This window comes from Streptococcus sp. 11273D007BT (assembly GCF_053547195.1).
In genome coordinates this window covers 1264263-1279601 of the sequence record NZ_JBPWPE010000001.1, presented here as the reverse complement: position 1 = coordinate 1279601, position 15339 = coordinate 1264263, and the positions used below count along the sequence as shown (strand labels likewise).

Genomic DNA, 15339 nt, shown 5'->3' with positions numbered 1-15339 from the left:
GAGGAGAAGAGATGAAGTTAATATGGAATTATTTGAAGCCGTATCCTAAATGGCTAATTTTAGATGTATTTGCGGCCTTCTTATTTGTTGTTGTTAATCTAGGTCTGCCAACGATCCTGGCGAGAATGATTGATCAAGGGATAACGCAAAATGATCAGCAAGCTCTGTATTTTTGGGCTAAAATGATGTTTCTTGTGGTCTTAATTGGGATTGTAGGAAGGCTATTATTGGCCTATGCAGCTGGAAAATTGACAACACATATGGTAAGGGACATTCGTAATGATGTTTATGAGGCATTGCAAGATTACTCTCACCATGAATATGAAAAGATAGGAGTCTCATCACTCGTTACAAGGATAACAAGTGATGCCTTTGTCTTGATGCAATTTTCAGAACAGTCACTGAAATTGGGGATTATTACCCCGATGATGATGATCTCTAGTGTCGTAATGACGCTCTTAACTAGTCCAAGTTTGGCTTGGACAGTTGCAGTTGCGATGCCCTTTCTTGTTTTGACAGTAGTTTATGTGGCCATTAAGACCAGACCTTTGTCAGAACAACAGCAGAAAACACTTGATAAAATCAATCAGTATGTTCGTGAAAATTTAACAGGTTTGAGGGTCATTCGTGCTTTTGCCAGAGAAGACTTTCAAGAAGGGCGTTTTCATCAAGCAAATCAATCCTATTCTGAAACGTCTAAAAAACTTTTTGTTTTGACGGGATTAACAGAACCCTTATTCGTTCAGATTATTATTGCTATGATTGTAGCTATCGTTTGGTTTGCTTTAGATCCATTAGCTCAAGGAAGTTTGCAAATAGGGGACTTGGTAGCCTTTATTGAATATAGTTTTCATGCCTTGTTTTCATTTTTGATGTTTGCCAATTTGTTTACCATGTATCCAAGGATGCAAGTATCTAGCCAACGTTTGCAAGAGGTCTTGGATTTACCTATTTCCATTTCTAAAAATGAAGATGGGATAACCGAAACAAAGACGCATGGTTATTTAGAGTTTGATAATGTTACCTTTGCTTATCCTGGTGAGACAGAAAACCCAGTCTTACACAATATTAGCTTTAAGGCCAAGCCAGGCGAGACAATTGCTTTTATTGGTTCAACAGGATCGGGAAAATCCTCTTTAGTGAGTTTGATTCCACGGTTTTATGATGTCACCTTGGGTCGTATTTTAGTAGATGGGGTAGATGTCAGACACTATCGTTTAAAAAGTTTGCGTGAGAAGATTGGATTTATTCCTCAAAAGGCTCTTCTTTTTACAGGGACGATTGCAGAGAATTTAAAGTATGGTAAGGATGATGCTAGTCTTGAGGATCTTCATAAAGCAGCAGAGGTAGCCCAAGCCAAAGATTTTATCGACAGTAAACAAGAGCGTTTTGATACACATTTATCAGAAGGTGGGAGCAATTTATCTGGCGGTCAAAAACAGCGTTTATCTATTGCGCGTGCTCTTGTGAAAGAACCAGATATCTATATTTTTGATGATTCGTTCTCAGCTTTAGATTATCAAACTGATGCTACTTTGCGTCAACGTTTGAAGGAAGTGACTAAAGAAGCGACAGTTTTAATCGTTGCACAACGTGTTGGAACGATTATGGATGCCGATCATATTATTGTTTTAGACAAAGGTGAGATTGTAGGACGTGGGACTCATGATGAATTGATGGCCACAAACCCTATCTATAAAGAAATTGCCGATTCTCAGTTGAATCGTCAAAAACTGACAGGGAAATAGGAGGTTAAGATGAAAGAAACTAAGGTGTTTAAAAGAGTTTGGACCTACCTCTCAGCTTATAAAGGTTCCATCTATTTGGCTATTTCTTTAAAGATTCTTAGCAGTATCATGAATGTTTTAGAACCTTTTGTTCTAGGGTTAATCATCACAGAATTAACATCTAATTTATTAGCTATAGCAAAAGGAGTGGCTGGTGCAGCAATCAATGTCCCTTATATTGTCAGTTTGTTAGCCTTATATGCTTTTCGTGCCTTGCTTTATGAAATTGGTGCCTATGGCTCTAACTATTACATGACTAAAGGGGTGCAAGGTGCGGTGATGGACTTAAGAGAAGATTTGAGTCGAAAAATTAATCGTATTCCAGTCTCTTATTTTGACAAGCATCAATTTGGGGATTTATTAGGTCGATTTACTAGTGATGTCGAAGCTGTATCTAACGCTTTGCAACAAAGTTTTCTTCAAATTGTTAATGCGGTACTGACCTTGATATTAGTATTGGTGATGGTCTTTTACCTGAATGTTGGATTAGCTTTGATTGTTGTCTTGATGGTGCCAGCGACATATTTTGGTTCAAGGTTGATCATGAAGAAATCTCAACCTTATTTTAAAGCTCAGGCAGATATCTTGGGACAGTTAAATGGTTTTGTTCAAGAAAATTTAACAGGTTTTAACATTATCAAACTCTATGGACGAGAAGAACAATCAAGTCAAGAGTTTCAGAAAATTACCTCTGACTTACAAGAAGTCGGTTTTAAAGCCAGTTTTATGTCCAGTATGTTGATGCCATTATTACATGGGTTATCAGACGTGACTTATATGGTTGTTGCCTTTGTAGGAGGTCTTCAAGTTATGGCTGGAAAATTAACGATTGGTAATATGCAGGCTTTTGTCCAGTATGTTTGGCAGATTACACAACCTGTACAGACATTGACACAGCTTGCACCACAACTACAAAGTGCTAAGTCCTCACTAGAGCGTATCTTTTCAGTTTTGGATGAAATCGATGAAAAGAGTGAAAAAGAGATGGTGTTGACTTCCCCTTTAACAGGGCAGGTTTCCTTTCATTCGGTGGATTTCTCTTATGTGGCAGATAAGCCATTGATTCAGGGATTTAATTTAGAAGTTAAACCTGGGGAGATGGTTGCAATTGTTGGTCCCACTGGTGCAGGTAAGACCACTTTAATTAATCTCTTGATGCGCTTTTATGATGTGACGAGTGGTGCGATTACTGTTGATGGCCAGGATATTCGCCACATTAATCGCCAAAGCTACCGCCAGCAATTTGGTATGGTTTTGCAGGATGCTTGGCTATACGAAGGAACTATTAAAGAAAATTTGAGATTCGGCAGGCTAGAGGCTACAGATGAAGAAATTGTTGAAGCCGCTAAGATGGCAAATGTAGATCATTTTATCCGCACTCTTCCAGGTGGCTATAACATGGAGATGAATCAAGAATCTAGCAATGTTTCACAAGGACAGAAACAATTGTTAACCATAGCTCGTGCCTTACTTGCAGATCCAGCTATTTTAATATTGGACGAGGCGACTTCATCTGTTGACACACGACTGGAAATATTAATTCAAAAAGCTATGAAGCGCTTGATGCAGGGGCGAACTTCTTTTGTGATTGCTCATCGCTTGTCAACAATTCAAGAAGCTGATAAGATTTTAGTCTTAAAAGATGGTCAGATTATAGAACAAGGTAATCACGAGAGTTTATTGGCAGCAAAAGGTTTTTATCATGACTTGTATTATAGCCAGTTTAGCCAGTCAGATTAAAAAAATACAAGCTGTCAAGAAAAAAACTTGACAGCTTATAATTATCTGTTATAATAGTAAAGGTAAATTGATAGCTGTGCTATTCAATGAAACCAAAAATAATAAAACAGAAAAGAGATTATTTAAAATGGCAGTAAAAATCCGTTTAACTCGTATGGGTTCTAAGAAAAAACCTTTCTACCGTATCAACGTAGCAGATTCACGTGCACCACGTGATGGTCGCTTTATCGAAACAGTTGGAACTTACAACCCACTTGTTGCTGAAAACCAAGTAACACTTAAAGAAGACCGTGTTCTTGCATGGTTGGCTGATGGTGCACAACCATCTGATACAGTTCGTAACATCCTTTCAAAAGAAGGCGTTATGAAAAAATTCCACGATTCAAAATTCTCAAAATAATTTAGCTTATGGATACGATTGAAAATCTCATTATTGCAATTGTGAAGCCCTTGATTTCACAACCAGATGCTTTTACAATAAAAATTGAAGATACCCCTGAATTTTTAGAGTATCATCTTCATCTTGCTAGCAGTGATATTGGACGTGTTATCGGAAGAAAAGGGCGGACCATCACAGCAATAAGATCGATTGTCTATTCGGTTCCAACTCAAGGTAAAAAAGCAAGAATCGTTATTGATGAAGGAGCATAGAGTAGCATTACTCTAGCTCTTTTTTGTTATCTTGAGAAAAAAGAGAAATCATGATAGAATGGGTAAGAATGGCTACTCTAAGTTTGTCTGACCAATTACCTAGAAAAGAGATTTGCTAGTGCTTGGTGGGGAAGGAAAAATATTGAAAGGCAGAGGTTGCCTTGGTAGCCGAGAGTGGAGAGAAGATGAATTATTTTAATGTTGGAAAGATTGTTAATACACAAGGACTTCAAGGGGAAATGCGTGTCTTGAGTGTGACTGATTTTGCTGAAGACCGCTTTAAAAAAGGGAGCGAGCTAGCTCTTTTTGATGATAAGGATCAATTTGTTTCTGTCGTCATAATTGCAAAACACCGTAAACATAAAAACTTTGATATTATTAAATTTAAGGATATGAATCATATCAATGACATTGAAAAATATAAAGGTTTTAGTTTAAAAGTGGCAGAAGAACATCTGACAGATTTAGATGATGGTGAGTTTTACTACCATGAAATTATTGGCTTAGATGTCTATGAAAATGATCTCCTGATTGGTCAAATTAAAGAAATTCTTCAACCAGGAGCAAATGATGTTTGGGTGGTAAAGCGTAAAGGAAAGCGGGATTTATTACTTCCTTATATTCCTCCAGTTATTTTGAATGTTGACATTGCTAATCATCGTGTTGACGTTGATGTTTTAGAGGGTTTGGATGATGAAGATTGATATTTTGACCCTTTTTCCAGAGATGTTTGCTCCCCTTGAGCACTCTATAGTTGGAAAAGCGAAAGATAAAGGTTTGCTTGAGGTTAACTACCATAATTTCCGAGAAAATGCGGAAAAAGCTCGTCATGTGGATGATGAGCCTTATGGTGGAGGTCAAGGGATGTTGCTTAGAGCTCAGCCGATTTTTGATACAATTGAAAAGATTGGAGCTGAAAAACCACGTGTTATCTTGCTTGATCCTGCAGGGCGTCGCTTTGATCAATCCTTTGCAGAGGAGCTAGCACAAGAAGACGAGCTAATTTTTATTTGTGGACACTATGAGGGGTACGATGAGCGCATTAAGACCTTAGTGACAGATGAAGTGTCCTTAGGAGATTTTGTACTGACAGGTGGTGAACTAGCTGCGATGACAATAGTAGATGCAACTGTTCGCTTGATTCCAGATGTTATTGGAAAAGAAGCAAGTCATCAAGACGATTCCTTTTCATCTGGCCTCTTAGAATATCCTCAGTACACACGTCCCTATGATTTTCGTGGTATGCTGGTGCCAGATGTGCTGATGAGCGGTCACCATGAAAATATTCGTAAATGGCGCTTGGAAGAAAGTTTACGAAAAACTTATCAGCGCCGTCCTGACTTATTAGAAAATTACAGCCTAACTGAAGAAGAAGCGGTGTTGCTCGAAAAGATCAAAGCCGAGTAAGGACATCAGCTCAATTTTTAAAAGCCTAGAAAATATCTTGAGTTAAATCTTACGTGTACTATAATGAAAAAAAAGTTAAATATTTGGAGAAAATAAATGACGGAAAAACAAGTTGTCGATATTACAATTATTGGTGGTGGACCAGTAGGCTTATTTGCAGCTTTTTATGCAGGTTTACGTGGTATGTCCGTAAAAATCATTGAAAGCTTATCCGAGCTAGGTGGACAACCTGCTATTTTATATCCTGAAAAGAAAATCTATGATATTCCAGCCTATCCAGAAGTGACAGGTGCTGAGCTCATCGAAAACCTCCTAAAACAATTAAAGCGCTTTGAAGATCGTACAACGATTTGTTTAAAAGAAGAAGTTAAAACTTTTGAAAAAGTAGATGGTCTATTTACTATCCAAACCAACAAGAATCAACATTTTTCTAAAGCAATCGTCATTGCTTGTGGTAATGGAGCTTTTGCTCCACGCCCTTTAGGATTGGAAAATGAAGAGATTTATGCTGACACTAACCTTGTTTACAATGTTCATCAATTAGATCAGTTTGCTGGAAAAGATGTTGTGATTTGCGGAGGAGGAGATTCTGCACTTGATTGGGCTTTAGCGCTTGATGGCTTGGCAAAATCAGTGAGTTTAGTCCACCGTCGAGAAGCTTTCCGAGCCCATGAACACAGTGTTGAACTTCTAGGGCAATCAAATGTGCAAGTGTTCACACCTTATCTGCCTCTTGAATTAAAAGGAGATAACCACTTGGCACAGTCTCTTGTCATTCAAAAGGTAAAAGAGGAGGAACAGGTGGAACTTTCTCTTGATGCTCTTATTGTGAGTTTTGGATTTTCAACTTCCAATAAAAACCTAAAAAATTGGAATCTTGATAGCAAGCGAAGTAGCATTTTTGTGTCCTCATTGTTTGAAACAAGTCAAGAAGGTGTTTATGCAATTGGGGATGCTGCTGCCTATGATGGAAAAGTTGATTTGATTGCAACAGGTTTTGGAGAAGCACCAGTCGCGATAAACCAAGCTATCAATTATATTTATCCTGATCGAGATAATCGTGTTGTTCATAGTACATCGTTGATTAATTGATAAAAAAGGGGAGAGCCCCCTTTTTTATTGGTATTTTTGACAAAATAATGTTTTTAAACTAAAATAATATAATAGGTTTTTTAATATATAAGAGACTGATAAATAGAAATAGATGATATATTGATATCAAAAATGGGGAATTGATAAATGACAAAATATGCACTGTTTACCTACTCTACAGGAAATATTGGCGATGAGATTCAATCACTAGCAGCTAAACGATTTTTGCCACAAGTAGATTATTTTATTAATCGTGACTATCCGAATGATGCCCAGTTTGATTCTGATGAAGAGATTAAACTAATTATGAACGGTTGGTATTCACATAGACCAGAAAATTTTCCCTTGACGCTTGATCAAGTTAATCCCTTACTTTTGTCAATGTATTTTGATGATCAGGTTAAGGAAGCTTTTTCGTCAGAGGCTAATGTTAACTTTTTTAAAAAGTATGGACCTGTGGGAGCGAGAAGCTTTGATACTAAACGCTATATGGAGAGTCTGGGAGTAGAGTCTTATTTTTCAGGTTGTTTAACTCTGACGTTACAGCCAGAAAAAAATGTTCCAAAACAAGATTTTATTCTGGCAATTGATTTGCCAAATGATGTCTTTAATAAAGTTGAGAAGGAATCTAAGTATCCTGTTTTGCGTATGAGTGCTGATACAAATCATCGATATATGTCACCTGAGAGACGCATGAAAATAGCACAGTATTATCTCTATCTGTATCAATCCGCACGCTTTGTTGTGACAACGAGGCTTCATGGCACTCTACCTTGTTTAGCCTTGGGGACACCTGTTTTGAATCTAGAATTACCGAATTTTGAACCAGGACGATTTGAAGGGCTTCGAGACTTAGCACATCATATGACAGTAGAAGAGTTTTTATCTAAAGGTTATGATATCAATAATCCTTTGGAAAATCCTACAGATTATTTAAAGATTCGTGCAGAATTAGAGCATCGTTGTCAGAAATTTACAGGATTTCAAAGCCGAGCAGGCTACCTTAATGGACGCCCCTTAGAGCAGTTTTTAAATGATCCAGAATTGATCCAATCGTTTGTAACAGGCTTGTGGAGTGCTCACCAATATTATGGTATTTATAGATAAAATTGAAATGAGAGAAAAATGAGTAATTTGGTAAGTGTTATTGTGCCGGTGTACAATGGAGAAAAACATTTAAGGCAGTGTGTTGAAAGTATTTTTAAGCAGACATATGAGAAATTGGAGATCTTGTTGATTAACGATGGATCAACAGATGGTAGCGCCTTACTTTGTGAACAATTACGTCAAGAAGATTCTCGTGTAAAGGTCATTCATAAATATAAAAATGAAGGTCTAGGTGCAGCTCGTAACACCTCTTTAGACGTGGCAAGTGGTGATTATATTGTTTTTCTTGATGCTGATGACTGGATTGATCCTAATCATGTCAGTGATTTATATGACTTGTTAACAAGAACAAATAGTGATATTGCTATTTCAAACTTTAGTCAATACATTGAATCAGAAGGGCGTTACAATCTTCATATTAATCCAGAGGATTATTATGAGGCAGTTTATACGCCAGAAGAGTGGTTTGCTTATCAATATGGAGCACCACATAATTTGAGTTTGTGTTTTACTGTTCCTTGGAGCAAAATGTATAAGAAATCTTTATTTGAGTATATTTTATATCCAACTGATGGGTTTGGTGAGGATGATCGTACAACTTGGAAAACCTATTTAATGGCTGATAGGATTGCTTATATGCATCGATCTACATTGATTTATCGTGTCAATGCAGGCTCTATGACTCAAGTTGCCGATCAAGCAACAATTTTTTCTACTGTTCCCGTTACTGAACGTCTGGAAGTTCTAGGGCTTTTAGGTTTGGATCTTTCTCGAGAAATTCAGGCATACCAATGGCGATCACAGATTAATCGTGACTCTAAATTAAGAAATGGTGATGTTGTCTCCTATAAAAATCTAGAATTTAGAATTAAGTTGATGGAAAAATATGGTAAGAGAAAATGAGAGTTTATATTACAAATATTAATGGGCAATCACCTCAAAGTACAGCTCAACTAGCTCAAAACGTTGTTACTGATATTGCATCTACTTTAGGTTATAGGGAGTTGGGGATTTATGCTTATAATTTCCATGGTGACAGTGAAAATGAATTGAGTAAGCGTTTAGATGGTATTGTAGCAGGTTTGAGACATGGTGATGTTGTTATTTTTCAAACACCCACATGGAATACGACAGCGTTTGATGAACGTGTGATGAATAAATTAAGAGCTTACCAAATTAAAATTGTAGTTTTTGTCCATGATGTTGTTCCTCTGATGTTTGCAGGTAATTATTACTTGATGGATCAGACTATTTCTTACTATAACAAAGCAGATGTTATTGTTGTGCCGAGTCAACAAATGTTAGACACTTTGCGAGATCATGGTTTAACAGTGAAAAAAGCTATTATTCAAGGAATGTGGGACCATCCAACTCAGGTTCCTATGAAGCAAGCTAGACTTGATAGAAAAATTCATTTCCCAGGAGATCCTGTTCGATTTAGCTTTATTACCAAGTGGAACTATTCTATTCCCTTGCATCTTTACTCCTCCAAACAGGTTGAATTACCAGATACTGTTGTTAGAGAGCCTTGGCGTTTTAATGAAGAATTACTGATGGATATGTCACAAGGTGGCTTTGGTTTGGTATGGATGGACGATCACGATAAAGATTATCAAAAGCTTTATTGCCCATATAAGCTAGCTAGCTTCATTGCTGCAGGGATACCAGTATTTGTTCAAAGGGGAATTGCTAATCAGGAAATTATAGAAAATAATAATTTAGGCTGGGTAGTGGATAGTTTAGATGAAGTTGTAGAAATAATCCAACAGATGACAGATGTGCAATATTTAGAAAAGGTAGCATCAGTGAGAAAATTTAACCCTCTGATTAGGCAAGGATACTTTACAAAAAAATTGCTGACGGATGCGGTCTTTTCGGCGTTATGTGAATAAGGGAGATAGTAATGAAGGCGGTACATGTTCTTTCGATTAGTGAGAGCTTAGATTTTGTTTTAGAGCATTTTTCCTCTGTTGCTCGTTTCGGTGATGGTGAAGTAGATATCATGATGGGGAGAAGTATTCCTTATCAGAAATATGATCCTGCTTTAGCAGCATTTTTGAAACAAATTTTGTTAACTCCTAGTAATTCTCAATTAATGGTTTGTTTACCAGATGTCTTTGAGCGCTTGGAGAGATACAATCAATCAGCCAAGTCTTTCTGGCATCATCACTTTAATCAATATTCATCATTTTATGATAAATACTGTCAATCAGACTGGTATGGCTCAACATTTATTTCTCGTCCCTATATTGATTTAAAAGATAAAACAGAGGCGAAGTCCTCTTTTCAGAAGTTGAAAAAATTATGGGATCGTAGAGATATTCTGATTGTGGAAGGCGAGACTTCACGCTCAGGAGTAGGAAATGATTTATTTGACAATGCAGCCTCAATTTCACGTATTATTTGTCCATCAAAAGATGCATTTGAACAGCGTTCTGCAATTTATAACGCAATAAAACGTCATGCTAAAGGGAAATTAATCCTATTAATGTTAGGTCCTACAGCAAAAGTTCTTGCTTATGATTTATCTCAAGAAGGGTATCAAGCAATTGATATCGGGCATATTGACTCAGAGTATGAGTGGTTTAAGATGGGGGCGACTCATAAAGTGAAATTAGCCAATAAACATACAGCTGAATTTAATTACGATAAAGACATTGTGTTCGATGATGATACAAGTTACTCTTCACAAATTTTAGAAAAAGTATCTTTGTCAGGTGATGAGGATAAGGTAGAAATGATAAAATTAGATAAAAACAAAGAAACAATTAGTGTAATCGTTCCCGTATATAATGTTGCACCTTATTTAAAACGTTGCATCGACTCTATTTTAAAGCAAACTCACACAGACTTTGAATTGCTACTGATCAATGATGGCTCAACTGACGGAAGTGTTTCAATTTGTCAAGAGTATGTCGAAAAAGACTCTCGTATTCATCTTTATCATCAAAGTAATAAAGGTGTTTCTGCTGCACGTAACTTGGGAATTGATAAGGCAAACGGGAACTATATAACTTTTATTGACTCAGATGATTTTGTGGAGGATATTTATCTAGAAAAACTTTATAAAGCTCTGAAGGATAATGGCTCGGATATTTCTGCTGTTAATTTTTCATCTTTTAATGAAGAACGCCAAAGCTTCTTATTCTTTATTACTTCAGAAAATTATTTTGAAAAAAATTATAAGCGTCAAGAATGGCTAGATCAAGAAAATATGGCTAGACATAATTTGTATATGGCTTTTACTTTCTCACCTCTTAAACTTTTTAAGAAGGAATTATTTGAAGGGATACGTTTTCCTTTAGGAAGGTTGCGTGAGGATGATGCAACAATCTATAAACTCTACTTAAAAGCTGATCAGATTACATTTGTGAATGCTGGTCTGTATTATTATTCTCAGCGACAGGACGGCTTGTCACGGACACGTATGTTGGATGATATCGCTTCTATGATTTCTAATGCAGAAGAAAGAATTGCCTTATTAGCTAGTATGGGGTTTGATGTTACAGAACATGTAGCATCGTATATTGCCAGATTGAAAAAATGTCAAACAGATAGCCTTCAAGCAGGACAGATTGAATTATATCAAGAATTATCTGCAAAACTCGATCTAATCAACCATTATCAAAATCAGGAGGGGCAATGAAGGAAAAAGTAACGGTTATTGTACCCGTTTATAATGCAGAACCGTATTTACACCAATGTATTGATAGTATTTTAAATCAAACTTATACGAATCTTGAAGTATTATTGATTAATGATGGCTCTGAAGATGGTTCTGCCCTCATTTGTGAGCAATACAGAGAAAAAGATTCTCGTGTTCGTGTGCATCATAAGCCACTTGGTGGAAGTGGTGTTGGAGCGACACGTAATACGGCTCTGTCCCTAGTGACGGGCGATTATATATTATTTGTTGATAATGATGATTGGCTAGAACTTAATCATATTGAGCTTCTATACCGTGCTTTAAAAGAAACAGATAGTGATATTGCCGTTGCTAATTTCACTGAATTTATAGAGGATAAATCAGTGTATCACTTTCATTTAAGAAGTGAGGATTATTACCAACAAGTTTTTACTCCAAAAGAATGGTTTGACAAACAATATGTGGGACAAAATGCCTTTAGTCAATGTTTCACAGTTCCATGGTCAAAATTGTATAAAGCTAGTCTGTTTGAAAATATTCTCTATCCAGTATCTGAGAAAGTGGAGGATGACTATACTACTTGGAAAATTTATCTATTGGCTAATAAAATTGTCTACAATCATATTGGGATTTATTATCATAGAAAACGTTCATCTAGTGTGACGAAAACAGTGAATTTTGTAGATGTTTTTCCGATTAAGAGTATCGAAGAAAGGATCACCTTATTAAGTTTAATTGGATTTGATATTTCATCGGAGTTAAGAGCTTATAGATGGCGTTTAGATAAACATCGTGATTCATATCTCGCTTCAGGTGACTACTATCATTATAAACAAATCCTTCAAAAATTAGAAATTCTATCAAAGTGGAATTCGTAATGAGGCCATTTTTGATAGAATACTTGACAATGATAGGGGATTTATAATAGAATGGATTTTATTATTTTAAGATTAAAATTAAAACATGTTATTTTGGTTTTAAAATGATTATGTCATCTTAGAAAGCTCAATCATCATACAGAGAACATTTAATCTTCTGTTAAAGCAATTGGGCATACTGCTAGTATTGTAAGTATAGGAAATATATGTTTAGAAAATTACAAATTAAACTGAGAAGTTCATTATTGCTAAAAAAAATTCTATTTTCAACGGGAATTATTTTTATCTATATGTTAGGGCGTAGCTTGCCTGTGGTGACTGTTCCAATTAATACAGGAGTAGCCAGAGACGCAGCCACTGCCAATGCTTTAAATAGTTTAGCTTCGATTACAGGTGGTCAATTAAGTAGTATTACTTTATTTTCGCTAGGGTTGAGTCCTTGGATGACTTCTATGATCTTATGGCGTTTTGTAACGGTATTTGAGCTTTTTAAAAGTTCAACTAAAGCTCAATCTGATCGCGCGCGTTTAACTTTAACGTTTGTTGTCGCACTTATCCAAGCCTTTGGAATTACAGCTTCTAGTACATTTTTACCAGTGGAAGGAAGTCTTTTTCAATCACCAATAGTATTGCGTGTCATGACAATGACGATGATCATCTCAGGTGCCTTTGCTTTGATGTGGTTAGGGAATAGAAATGCAGAAAAAGGGTTAGGTGGCCCTACGGTTATTATTATTGTTAATATGATTTTAACCTTCTTTAGTAATATTTCATCATTTTTTGAAGGGAAATCACTTCAGTCACCAGTTGTTTGGGGACAAATTTTAATTTTTATTATAGCTGTTAATGCATTGATTTTAGTGACTATTTTTTCATATCGAGGAGAATATCGTATTCCCATTCGTCGAATTAGTGTTAGTAATAGTTACACCGATAAAAATTATATCCCTATTCGTGTCAATCCTGCAGGAGGGATGCCATTCATGTATGGAATGACTTTGATGATGTTACCACCCGTCATTATTCAAGGATTAATGGGATTATTTCCTGATAATGAAACATTAGTATTGATATCTCAAAATATTGGGTTATCTACTTGGACAGGGGCTTTAATTTATGCTATTATTCTTTACACTTTGACAATTGGATTTACTTATTACAATTATGACCCTGTTAATATCGCAAAAACCATGCGTCAAGGTGGAGATTATATTGAATTTGTTAGACCAGGCAAAGAAACTGAGCTATATTTACGTCGATATTTATCGATTCTATCTCAAATCGGTGCCATTTTTGTTTGTGTTATTGGCGTTGTCCCATTACTTTTTATTATTGGTCAAGGTGATAAAACTAGTATTGCCATGTTAGTTAGTAATATCTTTGTTGTCACTAGTTTAATGTTAGGAATAGTAGAGCAAGTCAATGTGCTATTGACATGGAGAAAATACGGTAAGTTATTGTAGGAGAAACTATGTTTTATTTTGTACCATCATGGTATAACACAACTTCAAAGTGGGGGGACAATACACCGCTTTGGTTTCGTGTATTTGAGCAAATGACATTTGATGACACGGTTAATCAGTTGAAAATGTTTTACAATGTCGATGAGCCAAGTTGTGCTATTATTTTAAATTATCAGCCACAACTACGGTATTTTCTGCATAAGCAAGATTTAATTGGTTTACCTTATTGGTCTTTTTTTGATGATATTCAAAATATTCATAGGACTGAAGTTCAAGCTATTGATTTTAAATCATTGAATTGGCCACCTAAAACAACTTTTGTCTATACTCCCTTTGTAGTCATTGCAAAGCATGAAGGAAAAATTTTAGCCTATATTAATTTTGCTGAAAATGGAAACTTATTAGATGTTGATTTTAGGGTGGAAAATCAGAAAGATCGAACTTATCAATTTGATGATCGTGGTTTTTTATCTAGTATTCTTTATTATCAAAATGGAGTAGAATCACATCGAGATTATCTAAATGAAAATGGGGTTTGGCAAGTTAGAGAGCATTTAACAGGTGATAAGCAAATTGAGATTAATCTATTTGCGGATTTCTCCTTTGGTCAACGTTATTATACTAATTGGGAGCAGTTATTAGAGGAACGTCTAACATTATTTTCAAAAGAGGTGTTAGAAGATTCCGACCACTTAGTGATCGCTTCTAATCCTCAACACAATCAGCTAATAATGGATAATTTTCCTAGTCAAGATAAGATTTTTTCATTTTATCACGAACGTGATGTAACGTCTCAATTATCTGATCTTAAAAAATTACATGAGATTGCTAAATTTTTTGTTGTTGATACTGGGAGTATGGAGTTAACCCTTAGAGACGCCTTTCATCAAAATCAGCTATCAGATAAAACTGTGATGAGAATTTCACCTTTTGATACACGTTTGAGATTGGGACACAGTCAAAATGTTAAAGAATTGCGAATTCACTTTTTCATTGACAGTATTTCAAAGACCGAACTTTTTGACAATGTTGAGACCATCCTAGGATTGATGGAAAATAATCGATTGATCTATTTAGATTTGGTGACCTATGATAGAAATTACCCTATTAAACAGGTTAAAGATGACATCACAGAAATGATTGCTACTAAATTCCATATGGAGAAATTTGTGACTGATGGAGAAGATTCAGGTGAAAATAAAGTGGATGGAGCAGCAGAGGAATTAGATAGAGTCACTCTAAATTTATTTACTAATGAAAATCAAGTGATAAAAGCTCTAGACTCTGCTCGCCTTGTAATTGATCTTGGTCGTCATCCCAATCTTTATACTCAAATTGCAAGTATTAGTGCAGGCGTCCCACAAATTAATGCCGTGAAGACAGAATATGTCTCACACAAGGAAAATGGTTGGATATTGGCAGATGATAAGGAGCTATCTAAAGCTATCCATTATTATTTTGATGGGTTAAAAAATTGGAACCATTCATTAGTTTTTTCAGTTCAAAAAATGGCTGACTACACAAGTGGACGTATATTAGAGCAATGGAAAGCGCTTTTAGAAAGGTAA

General features: G+C 35.8%; 14 protein-coding genes. All 14 read left to right on the top strand.

Annotated features, from left to right (window positions below):
- Window positions 1–11: 11 nt before the first annotated feature.
- The 14 genes from ACEE75_RS06515 (at window position 12) to asp1 (ending at window position 15339) form a co-directional block, all read left to right on the top strand.
- A complete protein-coding gene (locus ACEE75_RS06515) occupies window positions 12–1748 on the top strand; it encodes an ABC transporter ATP-binding protein (RefSeq protein ID WP_447574622.1) in 1737 nt (578 codons plus the stop codon).
- Window positions 1749–1757: 9 nt separating this feature from the next.
- Window positions 1758–3527, top strand: coding sequence for an ABC transporter ATP-binding protein (locus ACEE75_RS06510; protein ID WP_449164761.1), 1770 nt, complete (start codon window positions 1758–1760; stop codon window positions 3525–3527).
- Between the two features lie 127 nt (window positions 3528–3654).
- Window positions 3655–3927, top strand: coding sequence for a 30S ribosomal protein S16 (gene rpsP, locus ACEE75_RS06505; protein ID WP_427895464.1), 273 nt, complete (start codon window positions 3655–3657; stop codon window positions 3925–3927).
- Between the two features lie 8 nt (window positions 3928–3935).
- Window positions 3936–4178 (top strand): KH domain-containing protein, encoded by a 243-nt coding sequence (locus ACEE75_RS06500; RefSeq protein ID WP_427895466.1) that lies wholly within the window; start codon window positions 3936–3938, stop codon window positions 4176–4178.
- A gap of 185 nt (window positions 4179–4363) precedes the next feature.
- On the top strand, window positions 4364–4882 hold the full coding sequence (gene rimM / locus ACEE75_RS06495; RefSeq protein WP_447574619.1) for a ribosome maturation factor RimM: 519 nt from the start codon (window positions 4364–4366) through the stop codon (window positions 4880–4882).
- A complete protein-coding gene (gene trmD / locus ACEE75_RS06490) occupies window positions 4869–5585 on the top strand; it encodes a tRNA (guanosine(37)-N1)-methyltransferase TrmD (protein ID WP_447574617.1) in 717 nt (238 codons plus the stop codon). The genes rimM and trmD overlap by 14 nt, the downstream gene beginning before the upstream one ends.
- Window positions 5586–5681: 96 nt before the next feature.
- Window positions 5682–6677, top strand: a complete 996-nt coding sequence (locus ACEE75_RS06485) for an NAD(P)/FAD-dependent oxidoreductase (protein WP_447574615.1) — start codon at window positions 5682–5684, stop codon at window positions 6675–6677.
- Window positions 6678–6824: 147 nt separating this feature from the next.
- Window positions 6825–7784, top strand: a complete 960-nt coding sequence (locus ACEE75_RS06480; RefSeq protein ID WP_447574613.1) for a polysaccharide pyruvyl transferase family protein — start codon at window positions 6825–6827, stop codon at window positions 7782–7784.
- Between the two features lie 18 nt (window positions 7785–7802).
- Window positions 7803–8687 carry a glycosyltransferase family 2 protein gene (locus ACEE75_RS06475; protein ID WP_354368032.1) on the top strand — a complete coding sequence of 295 codons (885 nt, stop codon included), beginning with the start codon at window positions 7803–7805 and terminating at the stop codon, window positions 8685–8687.
- The gene (locus ACEE75_RS06470) at window positions 8684–9676 is read left to right on the top strand and encodes a sugar transferase (protein ID WP_447574611.1); all 993 of its coding nucleotides are present in this window, start codon (window positions 8684–8686) and stop codon (window positions 9674–9676) included. Before ACEE75_RS06475 ends, ACEE75_RS06470 begins: the two co-directional genes overlap by 4 nt.
- Window positions 9677–9687: 11 nt before the next feature.
- Window positions 9688–11430 carry an SP_1767 family glycosyltransferase gene (locus tag ACEE75_RS06465; protein WP_447574609.1) on the top strand — a complete coding sequence of 581 codons (1743 nt, stop codon included), beginning with the start codon at window positions 9688–9690 and terminating at the stop codon, window positions 11428–11430.
- Complete coding sequence (locus ACEE75_RS06460) at window positions 11427–12308, top strand: glycosyltransferase family 2 protein (protein ID WP_447574607.1); 882 nt, start codon at window positions 11427–11429, stop codon at window positions 12306–12308. The genes ACEE75_RS06465 and ACEE75_RS06460 overlap by 4 nt, the downstream gene beginning before the upstream one ends.
- A 245-nt stretch (window positions 12309–12553) precedes the next feature.
- Window positions 12554–13771 (top strand): accessory Sec system protein translocase subunit SecY2, encoded by a 1218-nt coding sequence (gene secY2 / locus ACEE75_RS06455; RefSeq protein ID WP_449173586.1) that lies wholly within the window; start codon window positions 12554–12556, stop codon window positions 13769–13771.
- Between the two features lie 8 nt (window positions 13772–13779).
- Window positions 13780–15339, top strand: coding sequence for an accessory Sec system protein Asp1 (gene asp1 / locus ACEE75_RS06450; protein WP_447574606.1), 1560 nt, complete (start codon window positions 13780–13782; stop codon window positions 15337–15339).

Coding starts and splice junctions, on each gene's coding strand:
- ACEE75_RS06510 (WP_449164761.1), top strand. CDS start 1,758: ATGAAAGAAACTAAGGTGTTTAAAAGAGTTTGGACCTACCTCTCAGCT.
- ACEE75_RS06475 (WP_354368032.1), top strand. CDS start 7,803: ATGAGTAATTTGGTAAGTGTTATTGTGCCGGTGTACAATGGAGAAAAA.
- rimM (WP_447574619.1), top strand. CDS start 4,364: ATGAATTATTTTAATGTTGGAAAGATTGTTAATACACAAGGACTTCAA.
- ACEE75_RS06515 (WP_447574622.1), top strand. CDS start 12: ATGAAGTTAATATGGAATTATTTGAAGCCGTATCCTAAATGGCTAATT.
- ACEE75_RS06470 (WP_447574611.1), top strand. CDS start 8,684: ATGAGAGTTTATATTACAAATATTAATGGGCAATCACCTCAAAGTACA.
- rpsP (WP_427895464.1), top strand. CDS start 3,655: ATGGCAGTAAAAATCCGTTTAACTCGTATGGGTTCTAAGAAAAAACCT.
- asp1 (WP_447574606.1), top strand. CDS start 13,780: ATGTTTTATTTTGTACCATCATGGTATAACACAACTTCAAAGTGGGGG.
- trmD (WP_447574617.1), top strand. CDS start 4,869: ATGATGAAGATTGATATTTTGACCCTTTTTCCAGAGATGTTTGCTCCC.
- ACEE75_RS06485 (WP_447574615.1), top strand. CDS start 5,682: ATGACGGAAAAACAAGTTGTCGATATTACAATTATTGGTGGTGGACCA.
- ACEE75_RS06465 (WP_447574609.1), top strand. CDS start 9,688: ATGAAGGCGGTACATGTTCTTTCGATTAGTGAGAGCTTAGATTTTGTT.
- ACEE75_RS06460 (WP_447574607.1), top strand. CDS start 11,427: ATGAAGGAAAAAGTAACGGTTATTGTACCCGTTTATAATGCAGAACCG.
- ACEE75_RS06480 (WP_447574613.1), top strand. CDS start 6,825: ATGACAAAATATGCACTGTTTACCTACTCTACAGGAAATATTGGCGAT.
- ACEE75_RS06500 (WP_427895466.1), top strand. CDS start 3,936: ATGGATACGATTGAAAATCTCATTATTGCAATTGTGAAGCCCTTGATT.